This window comes from Pseudomonas sp. ATCC 43928, assembly GCF_005938665.2.
Classification (GTDB): domain Bacteria; phylum Pseudomonadota; class Gammaproteobacteria; order Pseudomonadales; family Pseudomonadaceae; genus Aquipseudomonas.
In genome coordinates, this window is the sequence record NZ_CP041753.1 from 5,287,301 (window position 1) to 5,304,894 (window position 17,594).

The 17,594-nt window shown below is 59.0% G+C and carries 15 protein-coding genes; 7 read left to right on the forward strand and 8 right to left on the reverse strand.

Features of this window, described 5'->3' with window-relative positions; genetic code table 11:
- Position 1: 1 nt before the first annotated feature.
- On the reverse strand, positions 2 to 844 hold the full coding sequence (gene pcaR / locus FFH90_RS24200; RefSeq protein WP_007935836.1) for a pca regulon transcriptional regulator PcaR: 843 nt from the start codon (positions 842 to 844) through the stop codon (positions 2 to 4).
- Positions 845 to 1,105: 261 nt separating this feature from the next.
- Positions 1,106 to 1,291 (reverse strand): hypothetical protein, encoded by a 186-nt coding sequence (locus tag FFH90_RS24205; RefSeq protein WP_138866217.1) that lies wholly within the window; start codon positions 1,289 to 1,291, stop codon positions 1,106 to 1,108.
- A gap of 210 nt (positions 1,292 to 1,501) precedes the next feature.
- On the opposite strand from FFH90_RS24205, the gene FFH90_RS24210 reads away from it, so the two are divergent.
- Positions 1,502 to 1,702 carry a hypothetical protein gene (locus FFH90_RS24210; RefSeq protein WP_018926880.1) on the forward strand — a complete coding sequence of 67 codons (201 nt, stop codon included), beginning with the start codon at positions 1,502 to 1,504 and terminating at the stop codon, positions 1,700 to 1,702.
- Between the two features lie 377 nt (positions 1,703 to 2,079).
- Positions 2,080 to 3,555, forward strand: a complete 1,476-nt coding sequence (locus tag FFH90_RS24215) for an inorganic phosphate transporter (RefSeq protein ID WP_018926881.1) — start codon at positions 2,080 to 2,082, stop codon at positions 3,553 to 3,555.
- Positions 3,556 to 3,747: 192 nt separating this feature from the next.
- On the opposite strand, the gene ccoM is transcribed toward FFH90_RS24215, so the two are convergent.
- The 3 genes from ccoM to FFH90_RS24220 all read right to left on the reverse strand — a co-directional run bounded on the left by ccoM (position 3,748) and on the right by FFH90_RS24220 (position 4,616).
- Complete coding sequence (gene ccoM / locus FFH90_RS30535) at positions 3,748 to 3,864, reverse strand: cytochrome c oxidase subunit CcoM (protein WP_018926882.1); 117 nt, start codon at positions 3,862 to 3,864, stop codon at positions 3,748 to 3,750.
- Between the two features lie 144 nt (positions 3,865 to 4,008).
- Positions 4,009 to 4,170 carry a hypothetical protein gene (locus tag FFH90_RS30065; protein ID WP_007935839.1) on the reverse strand — a complete coding sequence of 54 codons (162 nt, stop codon included), beginning with the start codon at positions 4,168 to 4,170 and terminating at the stop codon, positions 4,009 to 4,011.
- 104 nt (positions 4,171 to 4,274) lie between these two features.
- The gene (locus tag FFH90_RS24220) at positions 4,275 to 4,616 is read right to left on the reverse strand and encodes an aspartate-semialdehyde dehydrogenase (RefSeq protein ID WP_138866218.1); all 342 of its coding nucleotides are present in this window, start codon (positions 4,614 to 4,616) and stop codon (positions 4,275 to 4,277) included.
- A gap of 229 nt (positions 4,617 to 4,845) precedes the next feature.
- On the opposite strand from FFH90_RS24220, the gene rapA reads away from it, so the two are divergent.
- Positions 4,846 to 7,692 carry an RNA polymerase-associated protein RapA gene (rapA, locus tag FFH90_RS24225; protein WP_138866219.1) on the forward strand — a complete coding sequence of 949 codons (2,847 nt, stop codon included), beginning with the start codon at positions 4,846 to 4,848 and terminating at the stop codon, positions 7,690 to 7,692.
- 112 nt (positions 7,693 to 7,804) lie between these two features.
- Here rapA and FFH90_RS24230 read toward each other — a convergent pair whose 3' ends face one another.
- Positions 7,805 to 9,172 (reverse strand): MFS transporter, encoded by a 1,368-nt coding sequence (locus FFH90_RS24230; RefSeq protein ID WP_256663708.1) that lies wholly within the window; start codon positions 9,170 to 9,172, stop codon positions 7,805 to 7,807.
- Between the two features lie 262 nt (positions 9,173 to 9,434).
- On the opposite strand from FFH90_RS24230, the gene FFH90_RS24235 reads away from it, so the two are divergent.
- On the forward strand, positions 9,435 to 9,800 hold the full coding sequence (locus FFH90_RS24235; protein WP_018926887.1) for a YkgJ family cysteine cluster protein: 366 nt from the start codon (positions 9,435 to 9,437) through the stop codon (positions 9,798 to 9,800).
- A 148-nt stretch (positions 9,801 to 9,948) separates the two neighbouring features.
- Positions 9,949 to 12,225 (forward strand): bifunctional diguanylate cyclase/phosphodiesterase, encoded by a 2,277-nt coding sequence (locus FFH90_RS24240; protein ID WP_138866221.1) that lies wholly within the window; start codon positions 9,949 to 9,951, stop codon positions 12,223 to 12,225.
- Here FFH90_RS24240 and FFH90_RS24245 read toward each other — a convergent pair.
- Positions 12,116 to 13,012 (reverse strand): NAD(P)-dependent oxidoreductase, encoded by an 897-nt coding sequence (locus tag FFH90_RS24245; protein WP_168206183.1) that lies wholly within the window; start codon positions 13,010 to 13,012, stop codon positions 12,116 to 12,118. The two genes, FFH90_RS24240 and FFH90_RS24245, sit on opposite strands and share 110 nt — an antisense overlap.
- Positions 13,013 to 13,209: 197 nt before the next feature.
- Between FFH90_RS24245 and FFH90_RS24250 the strand changes: the two genes are divergently transcribed.
- Positions 13,210 to 15,408 (forward strand): hypothetical protein, encoded by a 2,199-nt coding sequence (locus FFH90_RS24250; protein WP_019647896.1) that lies wholly within the window; start codon positions 13,210 to 13,212, stop codon positions 15,406 to 15,408.
- 274 nt (positions 15,409 to 15,682) lie between these two features.
- On the opposite strand, the gene FFH90_RS24255 is transcribed toward FFH90_RS24250, so the two are convergent.
- A complete protein-coding gene (locus FFH90_RS24255; protein WP_064621344.1) occupies positions 15,683 to 15,988 on the reverse strand; it encodes a DUF2288 domain-containing protein in 306 nt (101 codons plus the stop codon).
- Between the two features lie 350 nt (positions 15,989 to 16,338).
- Between FFH90_RS24255 and FFH90_RS24260 the strand changes: the two genes are divergently transcribed.
- On the forward strand, positions 16,339 to 17,466 hold the full coding sequence (locus FFH90_RS24260) for a branched-chain amino acid ABC transporter substrate-binding protein (RefSeq protein ID WP_019580926.1): 1,128 nt from the start codon (positions 16,339 to 16,341) through the stop codon (positions 17,464 to 17,466).
- Positions 17,467 to 17,594 lie beyond the last annotated feature (128 nt).

Genomic DNA, 17,594 nt, shown 5'->3' on the forward strand with positions numbered 1-17,594 from the left:
CTTAGGCGAACAGCTGCGCACTCAAGTCGCGGCTGGCACTCAACAGACCTGGCAGGAAACGTTGCTCCAGCTCGCTGCGGCTGACCCGGCCGGCATGGGTGCTGACGTTCAGCGCCGCCACTACCTGGCCAGAAGCGTCATACACCGGCACGGCAATCGAGCGCAGACCTTGCTCCAGCTCCTGATCGACGATGCACCAGCCTTGTCGCCGTACTTCTTGAAGGCATTCGAGCAAGGCTTCGGGGGTATGCAGGGTGCGACTGGTCTTGGCTTGCAAGTCTGCATGGTCGAGGTATTCGCGCAGCGACGTGTCGTCCAGCGCGGCGAGCAGAATCCGGCCCATGGAGGTGCAATAGGCCGGCAAGCGCCCACCCACCGAGAGGTCGACGGAAATCAGCCGCTGGGTAGTCGCCGAGCGCGCAATGTACAAAATGTCATCGCCCTCCAGCGTGGCCATGTTGCAGGCCTCGTGCAGTTGCTCGCTCATGCGGTCCAGGTACGGCTGGGCAGACACCGCCAGTGGAGTCGACGACAGATAGGCATGGCCCAGGGTCAAGACTTTGGGCAGCAGCGAATAGGTGCGCCCGTCGGTGGTGGCGTAGCCGAGCTTGATCAGCGTATGCAGGCAACGTCGCACAGCGGCGCGGGGAATTTCCGTGCGGTGGCTGATCTGTGCAATGGTCAGGTGCCGCTTGCGCTCCTGGAACGCTTGCACCACCGCCAGGCCACGGGCCAGGGAAGTCATGAAATCCGGGTCACCGGTCAGGGCCTGGATTCGCTTGGCGGGCGAGGCGACGATCGGCGGCGCCACTGAAGCGAAGGAATTGCGCATTTGATCGTTCATATCAGGTTCCCCACACGGATCAGCGACTATTACAAGCGGCCCCGGTCTGACACACAAGCCAGCGGTTGCCAGGATTGGGCGATTATCGAACCACAGACCGATAATCGCAATCGTGCCGCGTGCATTCAGCCATCCTGCTTTCACTCACCCACAATACGGTTGTTATTTTCGGTCACTGGTTTAAAGGAGAACGATGTAATAATTTGTCCGGCTTAATGGCGCCAGAAAGTCACCACTGCAACTGGCATCAGTCCACCGTAGTTACCGGCAAGTTGCGAGCAACAAAACAATCACACATGAGGAACTACTTTTAACTGCCAAGAGATAGTGTTCTTCGAATCGACCGCTATAATGCATTTCAGAGGCGACCGGTTTTTTTGTACCGATTCCGCCCGCCGGCAGCGCGATATCCATCGCCGCTGTCCGCAGCAAGCGCTTGACGCTCATTTAATATGTTCCGCCAACGCGCTCGCTGAAACAGGAGACTGATGCTGCGTCAGCTGTTTTTCTCTGGTGCCGTGGCCGCCTGCAACATTGAAGTATTGATTGTGCCGTGGGAACGATGTCGTATCAGGCATTGTCCTTTCGACGAGCATGGTCAATAGATCGATGCAGCGCGTTTCACCAGAATTAATCTCAACTCAATTAGGTAGCACTGTGACGAAAGACGAACTGCGCGCGGAACTTGAGCGCCAGGAACAACGTTACAAGGAAGTTTACGGCGGGGAAATCACCACCTACGCCGCTCAGCCCGAACCCGAACGCAAACCCTGGCGTAAACGCGCCACCGTTCAGGATCAGGCCTTCACCCAGGAATTGCAGAAGATGGAAAAGGAACTCAAAGCCGAAGAGCCATGACCGCCTCGACTTGAATCCTTTCAAGAGCCTGCGTCTGCACCCGTTAAAAACGGGTTGTATCGATGGTGCTTTTCGCGCCCGCTACAAGCGGGCAGCGGCTTCCTCATCCATTCGATGAGGCAAACGGCTCTTGCCTGACCTTCTTCTCAGATATTTCACACAAGCGTTCAAGCCTCTCGTCCCAACGAGAGAAACCCTTGTGGCAGCTGCCTTTCCAAGCGAATTCAATGACTTGTAGGCCCCTGAAAAACCCTGGGATTCAGGGGATTGCCACCCACTAATTCATTGAAGAATGTAACCGATGAGCAGCAAGTGCATCGATTATCAGTCTTTTCTGGCATAATCGCGCCCCCTTACGAACGGGTCAGAAAACCTTCATGATCGATTTATTCAGCGGACTGGATGCTTGGGTGCTTGTGAGCCTCTTGCTCGCCCTGGCCTTTGTCCTCGCCTTCGAGTTCATCAACGGCTTTCATGACACCGCAAACGCGGTGGCCACTGTTATCTACACCAAAGCCATGCCGCCTCATCTGGCGGTGTTCTTTTCCGGTGTGTTCAACTTCCTCGGCGTGCTGCTGGGCGGTGTGGGGGTGGCGTATGCCATCGTCCATCTGCTGCCGGTAGAACTGTTGATCAATGTGAACACCGGTCACGGGCTGGCCATGGTGTTCTCGTTACTCGCCGCGGCCATCACTTGGAACCTGGGCACCTGGTACTTCGGTATCCCGGCCTCCAGTTCCCATACGCTAATCGGTTCGATCCTCGGTGTCGGCCTGGCCAATGCCCTGATCAACGACATTCCGTTGGCCGACGGCGTGAACTGGCAGAAAGCGATCGACATCGGCGCGTCCCTGGTGTTCTCGCCGATGGCCGGCTTCCTCGTTGCCGCCCTGGTGCTGATCGGCCTTAAATGGTGGCGTCCGCTGTCCAAGATGCACAAGACACCGGAACAGCGCCGCAAGATCGACGACAAGAAACACCCGCCGTTCTGGAACCGTCTGGTACTGGTGATTTCGGCCATGGCGGTCAGCTTCGTGCACGGCTCGAACGATGGCCAGAAAGGTATCGGCCTGATCATGCTGGTGCTGATCGGTATCGTCCCGGCGCAGTTCGTACTCGACCTGGGCAGCACCACCTACCAGATCGAACGGACGCGCGATGCGACCCTGCACCTGAGCCAGTTCTACAAGCGCAATGCCGATACGCTGGGTGAATTCCTGGCCCTGGGCAAAAGCGTGGAAGGTGATCTGCCGGAGAAATTCCGTTGCAACCCGCAACAGACCGAACCGACCATCGCCGCCCTGCTCGACACCCTCAAGGGTGTAGCTGACTACCACTCGCTGCCGGCGGAAAGCCGCATCGAAGTGCGTCGTTACCTGCTCTGCCTGGACGACACGGCGAAGAAAGTCAGCAAGCTGCCTGGCCTCGCTGCCCGTGAGAAGGCTGACCTGGACAAACTGCGCAAGGACCTGACCACCACCACTGAATACGCCCCGTTCTGGGTGATTCTGGCGGTCGCACTGGCCCTCGGCCTGGGTACCATGGTCGGCTGGAAGCGCGTGGTACTGACCATCGGCGAGAAAATCGGCAAACAAGGCATGACCTATGCCCAAGGCATGTCGGCGCAGATCACCACCGCAAGCATGATCGGCCTGGCCAACATCTTCAGCCTGCCCGTCTCCACTACCCACGTCCTGTCCTCAGGCGTGGCCGGCACCATGGTCGCGAACAAAAGCGGCCTGCAAGGTGGTACTGTCAGAACCATCCTGCTGGCCTGGGTCCTGACCCTGCCAGCCACCGTAGCCCTGTCGGCCGGCCTGTTCTGGCTGGCCTCCAAGGCACTGGGTAGCTGATACACCGCTACTGAAAAAGGCGCGTTCCGTGAGGTTCGCGCCTTTTTTATTGCCCGCATTTCGGTATTAGATCGTTCCCACACTCTGCGTGGGAATGCAGCCCGGGACGCTCCGCGTCCCTTTCGATCGCACAAAAAAAAGGGCGACCGAAGTCGCCCAAAATGCCTTGCGTGCTCATTGCTCCAGAAAGAACTACGGTTTTCTCCGCTTATGCGAATCCTTCCAGATAAAAAATCCAAACCCTGCAAAAAACAGAACCATGAGGCCGACTGTCAGCACTCCGGCGATCACCACGTTATCGAAAAACATGACTGGCCTCCTGGACTTGCCCTGTTGCGATGGGGCTAAGTTAACCAATCGGGCAGGAGAGAAAATTGACCGGGATCAATGCCGCCCGAGACTGGGCGTAAAGGAAGGGAAATAACTGACCTGCATCAACGGATGCAGGGTGTTTCAACGCTTTTTCGGTTTGTTCTTCGGCTTTTTCTTCGCTTTACCCAACGGCATGGCCTGCTCAAATGCCTGGCGCACTTCGTTCAGGCGCTTTTCATTAAGGTCATGAACCCGTTTGGCACGTTCAGAATTGAGGTCGATCAGCTTGTCATCTTGGCTCATGGCGTTCAGTGCATCGCTTGGAAATGAATTCAGCTGCCGGCTAAAGGCGACAGGATTGCGCCAATAATGCGGTCTGGCGCGGGCGCTGACCAGTCTCCGACACTTCAGATCTCAATATCGACCCACAACCCCTGACGTGGCTGATTCTCCATCAACGGCACCACTGGCACGGTGTTGTCGGCATTGAGCTCATTACCGGGGATCGCCAGATGCTCTTCAGGATCTTCATCGGCCTCGCGACGGCGCCGCTCCCGTTCCTGTTGCCGACGCTGCTCCTCGCGCAGCTGCAGGCCCGCCTCTTCCGGGTCGCGGTTTTGCAGGTCGATGGTGCTTTCATTGGAGCTTTCCTGCACCGGCACCACGGGGGGAATATCCGGGCGCTGGCGGATCGGATCCTGCTGTGAAGTGATCGGCACGGCGCTCAAGGGGAGCATCGGTGGCAGCATATTATTAGTCTCCTGTCGGCAGGCTGTCGGCTGCGGGGATGGCGACTTGAGCCATCGGTCGAAAACTTGTGACCCAACGCACAGACAGGAGCTGCCGAAGGCTGCGATCTTTTCAGGGCTTGAAGATCAAAAGATCGCAGCCTTCGGTAGCTCCTACTGAGTAATCCTTTGGCCCTTAAGGCTCATTCCGTTAAGATAGCCCGCTTTTTCAAGGTGGGAGTCAGGCAGCATGGCGCAGCAGTATCAACCGGGGCAACGCTGGATCAGTGACAGCGAAGCCGAGCTGGGTTTAGGCACCGTTCTGGCACAGGACGGCCGCTTGTTGACCGTGCTCTACCCGGCCACTGGCGACACTCGCCAGTACGCGCTACGGAATGCGCCCCTCACCCGCGTGCGGTTTTCGCCGGGTGACTCGATTACTCACTTCGAAGGCTGGAAACTGACCGTACAGGAAGTCGACGACATCGACGGCCTGCTGGTCTACCACGGCCTCAATGGGCAGAACGAAGTGGTCACCCTGCCGGAAACCCAGCTGTCGAACTTCATTCAGTTCCGACTGGCGAGCGACCGTCTGTTCGCCGGCCAGATCGACCCGCTGGCCTGGTTCTCCCTGCGTTATCACACCCTGGAACACACCAGCCGCCAGTTGCAGTCGTCGCTCTGGGGCCTGGGCGGCGTGCGCGCGCAACCGATCGCGCACCAGTTGCACATCGCCCGTGAAGTCGCCGACCGTATCGCGCCGCGGGTTCTGCTGGCCGACGAAGTGGGCCTGGGCAAGACCATCGAAGCCGGTCTGGTGATCCATCGCCAACTGCTCTCGGGCCGCGCCAACCGCGTGCTGATCCTGGTGCCGGAAAACCTCCAGCACCAGTGGCTGGTGGAGATGCGCCGCCGCTTCAACCTGCAAGTTGCGCTGTTCGACGAAGAACGCTTCATCGAAAGCGATGCCGCCAACCCGTTCGAAGACACCCAGCTCGCCCTGGTTGCACTCGAATGGTTGGTGGAAGACGAGAAAGCCCAAGACGCGCTGTTCGCCGCCGGCTGGGATTTGCTGGTGGTCGACGAAGCGCACCACCTGGTGTGGCACGAAGACCAGGTTAGCCCTGAGTACTCCCTGGTGGAGCAACTGGCTGAAGTCATTCCCGGCGTATTGCTGCTGACCGCGACCCCGGAACAACTGGGCCAGGACAGCCACTTCGCCCGTCTGCGCCTGCTCGACCCGAACCGTTTCCATGACCTGCACGCCTTCCGCGCCGAGAGCGAAAACTATCGCCCGGTGGCCGAAGCCGTTCAGGAGCTGCTGGATAAAGGGCGCCTGTCGCCTGAAGCGCACAAGACCATTCACGGCTTCCTCGGTAACGAAGGCGAAGCTCTGCTGACCGCCGTTAACGATGGCGATACCGAAGCCAGCGCCCGTCTGGTCCGTGAACTGCTGGACCGCCATGGCACTGGCCGCGTGCTGTTCCGTAATACCCGCGCCGCCGTGCAGGGTTTCCCGGAGCGCAAACTGCACCCATACCCGCTGCCGTGCCCGGCCGAATACCTCGAACTGCCGCTGGGCGATCACATCGAGCTGTACCCGGAAGTCAGCTTCCAGTCCCAGCCGGACGCCAACGAAGAAGAACGCTGGTGGAAATTCGACCCGCGCGTCGAGTGGCTGATCGACACCCTGAAAATGCTCAAGCGCACCAAAGTGCTGGTGATCTGTGCCCACGCCGAAACAGCCATGGACCTGGAAGACGCCCTGCGCGTGCGTTCCGGCATTCCGGCCACGGTGTTCCACGAAGGCATGAACATCCTTGAGCGTGACCGCGCCGCCGCCTACTTCGCGGACGAAGAATTCGGCGCCCAGGTGCTGATCTGCTCGGAAATCGGCAGTGAAGGCCGTAACTTCCAGTTCTCGCACCATCTGGTGCTGTTCGACCTGCCGTCGCACCCGGACCTGCTGGAGCAACGTATCGGTCGTCTCGACCGGATCGGCCAGAAGCACGTCATCGAACTGCACGTGCCGTACCTGGAAACCAGCCCGCAAGAGCGGCTGTTCCAGTGGTACCACGAAGCGCTGAACGCATTCCTCAACACCTGCCCGACCGGCAACGCCTTGCAGCATCAGTTCGGCCCGCGCCTGCTGCCGCTGCTGGAAGAGACCGACGATGGCGAGTGGAAAGCGCTGATCGACGAGGCCCGCGCCGAGCGTGAGCGTCTGGAAGACGAACTGCACACCGGCCGCGACCGCTTGCTGGAACTCAACTCCGGCGGCGCGGGTGAAGGTGATGCGCTGGTCGAAGCGATTCTCGAACAGGACGATCAGTTCGCCCTGCCGATCTACATGGAAACCCTGTTCGACGCCTTCGGCATCGACAGCGAAGACCATTCGGAAAATGCTCTGATCCTCAAGCCCAGCGAAAAAATGCTCGACGCCAGCTTCCCGCTGGGCGACGACGAAGGCGTGACCATCACCTACGACCGCAACCAGGCGCTGTCTCGTGAAGACATGCAGTTCATTACCTGGGAGCACCCGATGGTTCAGGGCGGCATGGACCTGGTCCTGTCCGGCTCGATGGGCAACACCGCCGTGGCGCTGATCAAGAACAAGGCGCTGAAACCGGGCACCGTGTTGCTGGAACTGCTCTATGTCAGCGAAGTGGTTGCCCCGCGTTCGCTGCAACTGGGCCGTTACCTGCCGCCGGCCGCCCTGCGCTGCCTGCTCGATGCCAATGGCAATGACCTGTCGGCCCGGGTGTCGTTCGAAACCCTGAACGATCAACTGGAAAGCGTGCCCCGCGCCAGCGCCAACAAGTTCATCCAGGCCCAGCGCGACCAGCTGACGCCACGGATCAACGCCGGCGAAGAGAAGATCACCCCGCGTCACGCCGAGCGCGTGGCCGAGGCACAACGTCGCCTGGCGGCCGATACCGACGAAGAACTGGCGCGCCTGACCGCCTTGCAAGCGGTCAACCCGACCGTGCGCGACAGCGAACTGGTTGCCCTGCGCAAGCAGCGCGAGCAAGGCCTGGCCATGCTCGACAAAGCGGCATTGCGACTGGAAGCGATTCGGGTGTTGGTAGCGGGCTAAACCGCCCTGCTCCATCGCCAAAAATGAAAAGGCCCGCAGCGATGCGGGCCTTTTTGTTTGCCTTGTCCCGCCCGCCGATCATTCCCACGCAGAGCGTGGGAACGATCAATCCTCAGGCCGTGACCGCAGCACCCTTTGGCTCAACCACCGCCACCAACCCTTCTTTCATCCGCTTGGCATCCCGCACAAAACACCGCGATGCCAAAAACAGAAACACCATGGTGAAAAACAGCGCCACCGGGATCAGGTACATCGCGTCATGCAGGCCGACAGCCTTGAATGCCTCGGTCATCTGCTCGGCACCCGCCGAGAGCATCGCGGTATGGGCGAAGTGATCGGACAGACCGCCCACCACCACCGGCCCCAAACCACCGCCCAACAGATACAACCCGGCAAAGAACAACGCCATCGCCGTCGCCCGCAGGCGTGGTTCGACCACGTCCTGAATCGCCGTGTACACGCAGGTGTAGAAGTTGTAGGCGAATAACCACCCCAGGCTGAATACCGCGACAAATACCCCGATCTCGATCCGCCCGGCATGCAGCGCCCAAGCCGTGCACAACGTCGAAACGACCAGGCTGAATGCGGCGAACAGCAGTCGCCCGTTGGCCACCCGCTGGTGAATCTTGTCGGCAATCCATCCGCCTAATGTCAGGCCGAACAACCCGGTCACTCCGACGATCACCCCGGTCGCCACCGCCGCGTCCTGTAACGGCATCAGAAAATAACGCTGCAGCATCGGCACCAGAAACGAGTTGCAGGCATAGGTGGCGAAGTTGAAACAAAGCCCTGCCATCACCAACCACAGAAAAGTCGGCACCGCCAGCACTCGACGGATCGGCCGGTCCACACGCTCCTGTGAAACCTGCACGCTTTCCGCCGCGCCACGTTTCGGCTCTTTGATGAAGAACATGAAGACCGCCAGGATCAACCCCGGCACCGCCGCGATAAAGAACGGCGCACGCCAGCTGTCGAACGCCTTCACCATCGCACCAATGGTGAAGAACGCCAGCAGCAGGCCCAGCGGCAAGCCGAGCATGAAAATGCCCATGGCCCGCGCCCGACGATGCGCCGGGAACAAGTCGCCTATCAACGAGTTGGCAGCCGGCGCGTAACTGGCTTCACCGATGCCGATGCCCATGCGCACGATCAGGAAACTCCAGAAACTGCCCACCAACCCGTTGACCGCGGTCAGCCCGCTCCATGCCGCCAGGCCCCAGCCCATCAGTTTGCTGCGCGAGCCAGTATCGGCCAATCGCCCCAGAGGCAGGCCGGCAATAGCGTAGACGATGGTGAATGCAGTCCCGATGATCCCCAGCTGAAAGTCGCTGAGGTGCCATTCCATGCGGATCGGCTCGATGATGATCGCCGGAATGGTGCGATCGAAGAAGTTGAACAGGTTGGCCAGGAACAACAGGAACAGAATGCGCCAGGCATTCGCCGCTTGGGTCGAGTTCTGCATGGGTCCGTCTCTTTTTATTGTTGTTGGGGCCGTCACTGTCCCCGGAACCTCCAATCTAGTCAGGCCCGTCAGGGCTGTCTGTCATTATTCGCAAGGCTGATATCAGCCCATGGCGCCACGCACAACCTGTGGGATCAGTGCTGTCAGGAAGCCAGGTTTTTCACCATCAGTCGCAGACTGGAAAAATACCTCTGCGCCCCCCTTCCCAACGGCATGGCGAAGCCTAGAATAGCGGCCTTGTCTGCCCACCCCGTTCCCATTCCTCCTTTGATCATTGCCCATGTCCGAAGCCAGTCCGTGTCTGAATTGCGGTGCCTGCTGTTCTCATTTCCGCGTGTCTTTTTTCTGGGGTGAATGCACCTCGGCCGGGGGCACGGTGCCTGACGAACTGGTCACGTCCATCAGCCCCAGCCGGGTGGCCATGCTGGGCACAGACTGCAAACCTGTTCGCTGTGTCGGTCTGGTGGGTGAAGTGGGCAGCACCGTGCAGTGCTCGATTTATGATCAGCGCTCCAGCACTTGTCGGGAGTTCGACGCCTCTTGGGCCAATGGCGAGGCGAACGTGGATTGCGATGCGGCAAGGGCCGCGTTCGGGCTGCCCGCCCTGCAGCCTGAATTCGAAACGCCTTTTGAGCAGATCGCCTAAGGCTTGGCAGCGACCGCAATCAAGCCATTCGAAAAATATTTGACATCATTGCGCTATCATCCCTTGCGCTCCGTGTAAGCCCTCTATACTGCCAGCATTCGCCAGCGCGCATGACGCAGGCCAAGATGACTCACAGACGGGACATGCTATGGAGTGGCTTGGTTTGCATTTCATGACCGGGCTGCCGGACAGCGGGCAGGTCATACTCAATTGCACCCATAACCCGTTTCTGGTGTTGCTGGCCTATCTGGTCGCCTGCACGGCCGGTTTCGCCACGCTGGACATGACCGAGCGGGTGGGTCATGTGGAAAAGTCCGCCTCTCAACGACTCTGGCGCTGGGTCGGCGCCGGGTGTCTGGCGGGCGGTATCTGGTCCATGCACTTCATCAGCATGCTGGCGTTCCAGGTGCCGATCGAAATCCATTACCACCTGCCCACTACCCTGATCTCGCTGTTGTTCGCCCTGACCGCCTCGTGGCTGGCCATGTACACCCTGAGCCATCCCCAACTGAATTTCTGGCAATACCTGCGGGCCGCGGTGTGGATCGGCCTGGGCATCGCAACCATGCACTATGTGGGCATGGCCGCACTGCGATCGAATGCGCTGGTCTATTACCAACCCGCCCTGTTCGTGCTCTCCGTCGTGATCGCCATCGGTGCCAGCCTGGCTGCCCTGTTGATTTCCAGTCACTTGCGCGATGACACCGGTGCGTATCATCTACTGCTCAAATACACCGCCAGCCTGGTGCTCGGGGCCGGCATTGTCAGCATGCATTTCACCGGCATGGCATCGCTCAACCTGGTGCTGCCCGACGACAGCCTTCAACCGCTGCCCGGCGACAACAATCACCTGCAACTGGGGCTGACAGTGGCAGTGATGGCGCTGTTGATCATCGGCAGCAGCATCAGTGCCGCACTGGCGGACAAGAAGCTGCAACGCAAGGAGTCCGACCTGCAGCGGGTCAACGCCCTGCTCGGTCAACTGGATCAGGCACGCATGTCGCTGCAACAGGTGGCGCATTACGACCCCTTGACCAACCTGCTCAACCGCCGGGGCTTCAACCAGCTCTTCGCCGAAAAACTCATCGAAAAAACCAACGAGGGCGGCATGCTCGCGGTGATATTCCTCGACATCGACCACTTCAAGCGGATTAACGACAGCCTTGGCCATGATGCCGGCGACGAACTGCTCAAAGTCCTCGCCAGTCATATCAAGGCCTCGGTGCGCAGCCACGAAGACGTGGTGGCGCGTTTCGGAGGCGACGAATTCTGCCTCCTCATCAACCTGTACGACCGTGAAGAAGCGCGGCATATGGCCCAGCGCATCATGCTGAAAATGAAGGACCCCATCGAGTTGTCCGGACGGCGCATGGTCATGACCACCAGCATCGGCATCAGCCTGTTTCCGGAAGACGGCAAAACCTGCGAAGAACTGCTGAAGAACGCCGACCTGGCGCTGTATCAGTCCAAGGGCAGCGGTCGTAACGGGTTGCACTTTTTCAGTTCCAACCTGAAAGCCCGCGCCACCCTGGAGTTGCAACTCGAAGAAGAACTGCGTCACGCCCTGCGCGAAGACTCCGGGTTGATGCTGTATTACCAGCCGATCTATGACCTGAGAATCGGCCGAGTCACCAAACTGGAAGCGCTGGTCCGCTGGCAACACCCGGTTCACGGATTGCTGACGCCGGACCGGTTCATCGCCATCGCCGAGGCCAACGGCCTGATCGCCGAACTGGACAATTGGGTATTGCGCAAAGCCTGCGCAGACCTGGGCGAACTGTCCCGCCACGATTGCGAAGACCTCAAGATCGCAGTGAATTGCTCGCCCCTGAACCTGGCGCGAGAAGAACTGGCCGATGAAATCGAACACGCCCTGCGCATCTACGGGGTGACGCCCCAGCGACTGGAGCTGGAGGTGACCGAGAATGCGCTGATGGGCAATATTTCCAACACCCTGGTGTTGCTGCGGCAGATTCGCGCCCTCGGTGTTTCATTGTCGATCGACGACTTCGGCACCGGCTATTCATCCCTGGCCTACCTCAGGCGCCTGCCATTAAACACGCTGAAGATCGACCGCTCGTTCATTCAGGACATTCCCAAGACGACCCAGGACATGGAAATCGTCCAGGCCATTATCGTCATGGCCCATACCCTGCATTTGCAGGTCGTCACCGAAGGTGTCGAGACCCTCGAGCAATATGACTTTCTCCAACGCCACGGCTGCGATTTCGTCCAGGGCTACCTGCTTAGCCATCCGGTGCCGCTGGCTGAGTTGCGGCCGGTACTGGCCGAAATCAACCAGCACACGCATGCCGTCAATCCGTTGAGTCTGGCTCACGGTACAACTGCACTAACGTCGAAGGATCCTTTTCCAGGAACCCCTGCCCCCCATGGAGGCGCATCAGTTGTGCGGCCAATCCGCTGATCGGCGTGGCCGAACCCTGTTCGCGGGAAAACTTCACGGCGGTATCGAGATCCTTCAGCAACGTACGTACGTGCCATTTCACGGGCTCGAAACGGCTTTCGGCCATTTGCGGCGCGAGAATCTGCAACGGTTTTGAATCGGCGAAACCACCGGCCAGCGCCTCGGCAATGAGGCTGGCATCGACCCCGGAGCGCTCGGCCAGGCTCACCACTTCAGCAATGACCAAGGCATTGCAGGCGACGATCATCTGATTGCAGGCCTTGGTCACCTGCCCCGCGCCGACCGCGCCCATGTGGGTCACGCGCTGGCCAAGGGTCAGCAACACCGGCCGCACGCGCGCCAGGTCTGCCGCCTCGCCACCAACCATGATCGCCAGGCTGCCGGCCTCGGCGCCGACCACCCCGCCGGACACTGGCGCATCGAGCCAACCCATCCCGGTTTTATTGGCCAGTGCTGTGGCCATTTCCCGCGTTGCGGTGGGCTCCAGGCTGGAAAAATCCACCAGCAACTGGCCGCTTTTCGCCCCCTCGGCAACGCCAGCCGCGCCAAACACCACCTCACGAACCACCGCGGTATCGGCCAGGCACAACATCACCACGTCGGCGTGCTGACACAGCTCGGCCGGTGTCGCCACTTGCCGCGCACCAGCCTCGACCAGCGCTGCACACTTGGCCGGGTTGCGGTTCCACACCGTCAGCGGGTAACCGGCCGCCAACAGGCGTCGGCACATCGGCAAACCCATCAGGCCGATTCCGGCGAACCCCAGCGCAGGCAACGTTGCCATCATTTAGCCTCCCCTTGATTAAAGATCATCGAATATTGGCCGATTCATCATGGTTAAGGAAAGGATTCCCCCGAGCGATGTTCAGGCCAAGGCCCTGACGCTTGGGCTACATTCGCGCTAAAAAAAGACGCGAGATCCCATTCCGTGATGACTCGATGACACTTGTCGCCGAGCCGACCAGTCCAGGTATATGGCGCACAATGACTTCTAAAAACAATCCGGCCACCGCGGTATCCGACCTGACCCTGAGCCCCGCGGCGAACAGCCCCTCATCGTCGAAGCCATTGCCCCCGTCGCGTCCGCTGTCGACTCAGCAATACCTGTACTTCACCGAAACCAATACCGACCGCATCCTCGACAACCTCGACGGCCTGCGCGACTTGGTGTTCCCGCGCCCGCCCCATCTGGAAGGCGACAACGAACAGCACAACGACCAGGAATTCCCCTCGGTGTGCCTGATCGGCCTGGGCCGCTGCGGTTCGAACATCGCGCTGGACGTGGCGGAGCTGGTGTACAACGCCCGCAAGTTCTACCTCAACGAATTCAACAACGAAGACCGTCTGTCGCCGGATAAACGCTACGCCGAAAAGGGCTACAGCCCGGCGCAGTGGATTCGCAATAACCTGCGCCTGGGGCCGAACAAGGCCACCAAACCGGTATTCCTGGTGGAACCGCTGGTGATGCTCGGCGACCTGGACAAGGACATCGCCGGTCGCATCCGTTTCTCGCGCAAGGGCGAAAAAAGCGGCTTTTTGCGCGACTACAGCAAAATGAAAATCATGGACTTGTCGGAAGTCCACGCCGGTGGCGCCGGTAACGCGCCGATCCTCGGCCAGTACCTGGCCAAGATCATCCTGAACAAGGACACCCAGCGCTTCTCCAGCCCCGACTGGAAGATGATTCACTCGTACCTGATCGACAGCTGCGGGATCAAGGCCAACCAGTCGCGCCTGTACTTCTCGATCTTCAGTGCCGGTGGCGGTACCGGTTCGGGCATGGCCTCGGAATTCGGCCTGGCCCAGCAGCACTCGTACATGAACAAGACGTTCGACACCAAGCCGATGGACGAACACGACGGCAAGAGCGGCCATTCCTTCGTCTTCGAGCCGATCTTCACCAGCGGCATCTGCGTACTGCCGAACATTTCCGATCACCGCAGTGAAATGTCCGAAGCGCTGCACATCAACGCCGGTCGCCTGCTGTGCAAATACCTGTCGGAAGAGTGGGACTTCTCCTACAACTTCGCCAACGAAGACAGCAGCGAAGCCAGCGTCATGGGCCGTATCCGTCCATGGAACGCGATGATGCTGATCTCCAACGACATCATGCGTTATGCCGAAGAAAGCGATGACGGCAACATCCAGAACATCGACGTCAACGCGATGGAAAAGCACGCCAACCAGTACATCTCACAGCAGATCTTCAACATTCTGACGGCGCAGGCGGTCACCACCGACTACGACCAGAACTATTTCCGTCGCGCAGGCATCGACATCGGCGAAACCATTCGCCTGGACGCCAACGACCTGTTCATGAGCCTGGCCGGCCCGGTGGCAATTGCCTACGCCGAGTCCGTGGTGCCGGAAACCCCGCCGCCGAGCAGCGACAAATTCAAGGTGTTCGACAAAGAGCCGCAGCGCCTGAACATCGACGATCTGTTCTTCCGTTCCATCGACCTGCCGCACTTCAACAAAGTCACCCAGGCGATTGAAGGCATCAGCCTGTTGCCAATCGAGTCCAAGCGCTACCGCGCCTCGCTCGAGCAGTACAAGAATTCGGGCTATGACGCGGCCGCCTTGCACGACCTGCACTTCTTCAAGAACTGCTCGTCGGTGGTGTCGATCGTGTCCCTGCCTAAAGACTACAAACTGTCCTACATGGACCTGAACCGGTTGAAGACCCACCTCAACAGCCTGTTCCCCAACACCACGCTCAAGCGTTATGCACTGGTGATCGGCGCCTCGGCCAACCTGTCGCTGACCACCCTGATCGCCAAGAGCCCGTGCCTGTCGGACGACTTCCTGACGCTGATCGTGGCGTTCATCAAGCGTTGCTTCGCAAAAAATCCGTATCGTTTCGACGAAACACTGGATAACTCGATCCTGGACTTCATCATCCATGAAGACTTCGACGAAGACCGGATCGACGATCTGCTCAACGAATTCGAAAACCCGGCGAAGATCCTCGACACCAACTGGTACGCGATCAAACCGATGTACGAGAAGAAGTACCGCGAGCTGATCAACGACAAGGACAAGTTCGTCTCGATCAATGACATTCGTTTGTCGCGCGATTGCGTGAAGAAGGCGATCAAGTACCTGCGCGAGATCTACCGTCACCGGATTGGCAAGACCAAGGTTATTTCGCTGAATAACCATACGGGCAAGACGGCTTATTGAGGGATCGCAACCTTCGGCAGCTCCTACGGGGTGTATGCAATGCCTCTGTAGGAGCTGCCGCAGGCTGCGATCTTTTGATCTGATTCTTTGATCTTTTTTCCAAGATCCAGAAACAATTGAGCAGCCCATCGGCTGCTCAATAAACTGTTCCCGTTACGTTTACGTCACCGTTATACCGGCCTTTCTGTGGCCTTTCTCCACGGCAACGTGCCATCACGCTACTCGGCTACACACTTTTGCCCGACAAAACCAAGCACCGAATCGGTGCAAGCATTCAAGCCTTCGCCCTTTCCTGGATCATAATCCACGGCGAAACAACCACGGCCCACAGCTCCGGATCACGCTCGAAAAGATCCAGCGCCCGCGTTTCAGACAGCTTGGCGACCTTGTCGGCGGCCAGCCAGGCAGCGACTTTCTCGCCTTCATCGGTCGCCACCGCCTCCGCCGCAGCAATCAAATCCAGGCTTGGGTCGACCCACAATAGGGCACCCTTGGCGAAGAACGGCTCCAACTCTTTCCAGGTAATAGATGCGGTTTCACCAAGCAGCTTGGCATAGAGGGTGCTAGGTTCTTGAGTCATGGGTTCCTGTCCGCAAAAGAAATCGATGTGAATGATAACGTCGGTGTTGCGCCAGAAAAACCCGGATGCAATTGCGTTACCGATTGAAAAACCCGGGAAAGCCAGGGAATGCTGCTGCTTCAAGTATTAGCCAGCTAACATCCTGCCGCGATTCTGTCTTTTTCTTTCAACAAAGCGACACCCTCAGGTTTTGCCCCCTGGCGCCAGCTTCCCAGGCTAACAATCGGCGCTCTACACTGTACCGGTACAGTTGCCGGGGGCATTTTCCGGAGGATATCGACGATATCTGACCCGGTTCTGCTGCTACGGCGCCAGGACTATAAAAACTACAACAGTAAGAGTGGAGCACTATGACTAAGGCTACTAAGCAGATTTCAAAACTGTTTGCCGCTATGGTTCTGGCCGGGGTTGCCAGCCATTCGTTCGCCGCCGACACCATCAAGATCGGCATCGCCGGCCCTAAAACCGGCCCGGTCACTCAATACGGTGACATGCAGTTCATCGGCGCCAAGATGGCCATCGAGCAGATCAACGCGAAGGGCGGCGTCGACGGCAAGATGCTCGAAGCCAAGGAATACGACGACGCGTGCGACCCTAAACAAGCCGTGGCCGTCGCCAACAAAGTGGTCAACGATGGTGTGAAATTCGTGGTCGGCCACCTGTGCTCCAGCTCCACCCAGCCAGCTTCGGACATCTACGAAGACGAAGGCGTGATCATGATCACCCCGGCCGCCACCAACCCGGACATCACCACCCGTGGTTACAAGCTGGTGTTCCGCACCATCGGCCTGGACAGCGCCCAGGGCCCTGCCGCCGGTAACTACATTGCCGATCACGTAAAACCGAAAATCGTTGCCGTGCTGCACGACAAACAGCAATACGGTGAAGGCATCGCCACCGCCGTGAAACAGACCCTTGAGAAGAAAGGCGTTAAGGTTGCCGTGTTCGAAGGCCTCAACGCCGGTGACAAGGACTTCTCCTCGATCATCCAGAAGCTCAAGCAAGCCAACGTCGACTTCGTCTACTACGGCGGCTACCACCCGGAGCTGGGCCTGATCCTGCGTCAGTCCCAGGAAAAAGGCTTGAAAGCCAAGTTCATGGGGCCTGAAGGCGTCGGCAACGACTCCATCTCGCAAATTGCCCAGAATGCTTCCGAAGGCCTGTTGGTCACCCTGCCGAAATCCTTCGACCAGGACCCAGCCAACAAAGCCCTGGTACAAGCCTTTGCCGACAAGAAGCAGGACCCAAGCGGTCCGTTCGTGTTCCCGGCCTACTCGGCTGTCGAAGTGATTGCCGAAGGTATCAAGGCTGCCAAGAGCGAAGACACCGCCAAGGTGGCTGAAGCCATTCACAAAGGCACCTTCAAGACCCCGACCGGTGATCTGTCGTTCGACAGCAAGGGCGACCTGAAAGACTTCAAATTCGTGGTCTATGAGTGGCACTTCGGCAAACCAAAAACCGAAGTTTCCCCTCAGTAAGCTAGCGCCATGATTAATAAAGCCCACTGCGCAAGCAGTGGGCTTTGTTTTACGAGATTAATGAGTCAGAGTCCCGCGATCCGGGAGTTGGCTTACCTGAAAATCTTAAAACCGTCACCAGCGGTTCG

Excerpts from the sequence above, each read along its gene's own strand:
- pcaR (WP_007935836.1), bottom strand. The coding sequence starts at position 844 with ATGAACGATCAAATGCGCAATTCCTTCGCTTCAGTGGCGCCGCCGATC.
- FFH90_RS24205 (WP_138866217.1), bottom strand. The coding sequence starts at position 1,291 with ATGAGCGTCAAGCGCTTGCTGCGGACAGCGGCGATGGATATCGCGCTG.
- FFH90_RS24215 (WP_018926881.1), top strand. The coding sequence starts at position 2,080 with ATGATCGATTTATTCAGCGGACTGGATGCTTGGGTGCTTGTGAGCCTC.
- ccoM (WP_018926882.1), bottom strand. The coding sequence starts at position 3,864 with ATGTTTTTCGATAACGTGGTGATCGCCGGAGTGCTGACAGTCGGCCTC.
- FFH90_RS30065 (WP_007935839.1), bottom strand. The coding sequence starts at position 4,170 with ATGAGCCAAGATGACAAGCTGATCGACCTCAATTCTGAACGTGCCAAA.
- FFH90_RS24220 (WP_138866218.1), bottom strand. The coding sequence starts at position 4,616 with ATGCTGCCACCGATGCTCCCCTTGAGCGCCGTGCCGATCACTTCACAG.
- rapA (WP_138866219.1), top strand. The coding sequence starts at position 4,846 with ATGGCGCAGCAGTATCAACCGGGGCAACGCTGGATCAGTGACAGCGAA.
- FFH90_RS24235 (WP_018926887.1), top strand. The coding sequence starts at position 9,435 with ATGTCCGAAGCCAGTCCGTGTCTGAATTGCGGTGCCTGCTGTTCTCAT.
- FFH90_RS24240 (WP_138866221.1), top strand. The coding sequence starts at position 9,949 with ATGGAGTGGCTTGGTTTGCATTTCATGACCGGGCTGCCGGACAGCGGG.
- FFH90_RS24245 (WP_168206183.1), bottom strand. The coding sequence starts at position 13,012 with ATGATGGCAACGTTGCCTGCGCTGGGGTTCGCCGGAATCGGCCTGATG.
- FFH90_RS24250 (WP_019647896.1), top strand. The coding sequence starts at position 13,210 with ATGACTTCTAAAAACAATCCGGCCACCGCGGTATCCGACCTGACCCTG.
- FFH90_RS24255 (WP_064621344.1), bottom strand. The coding sequence starts at position 15,988 with ATGACTCAAGAACCTAGCACCCTCTATGCCAAGCTGCTTGGTGAAACC.
- FFH90_RS24260 (WP_019580926.1), top strand. The coding sequence starts at position 16,339 with ATGACTAAGGCTACTAAGCAGATTTCAAAACTGTTTGCCGCTATGGTT.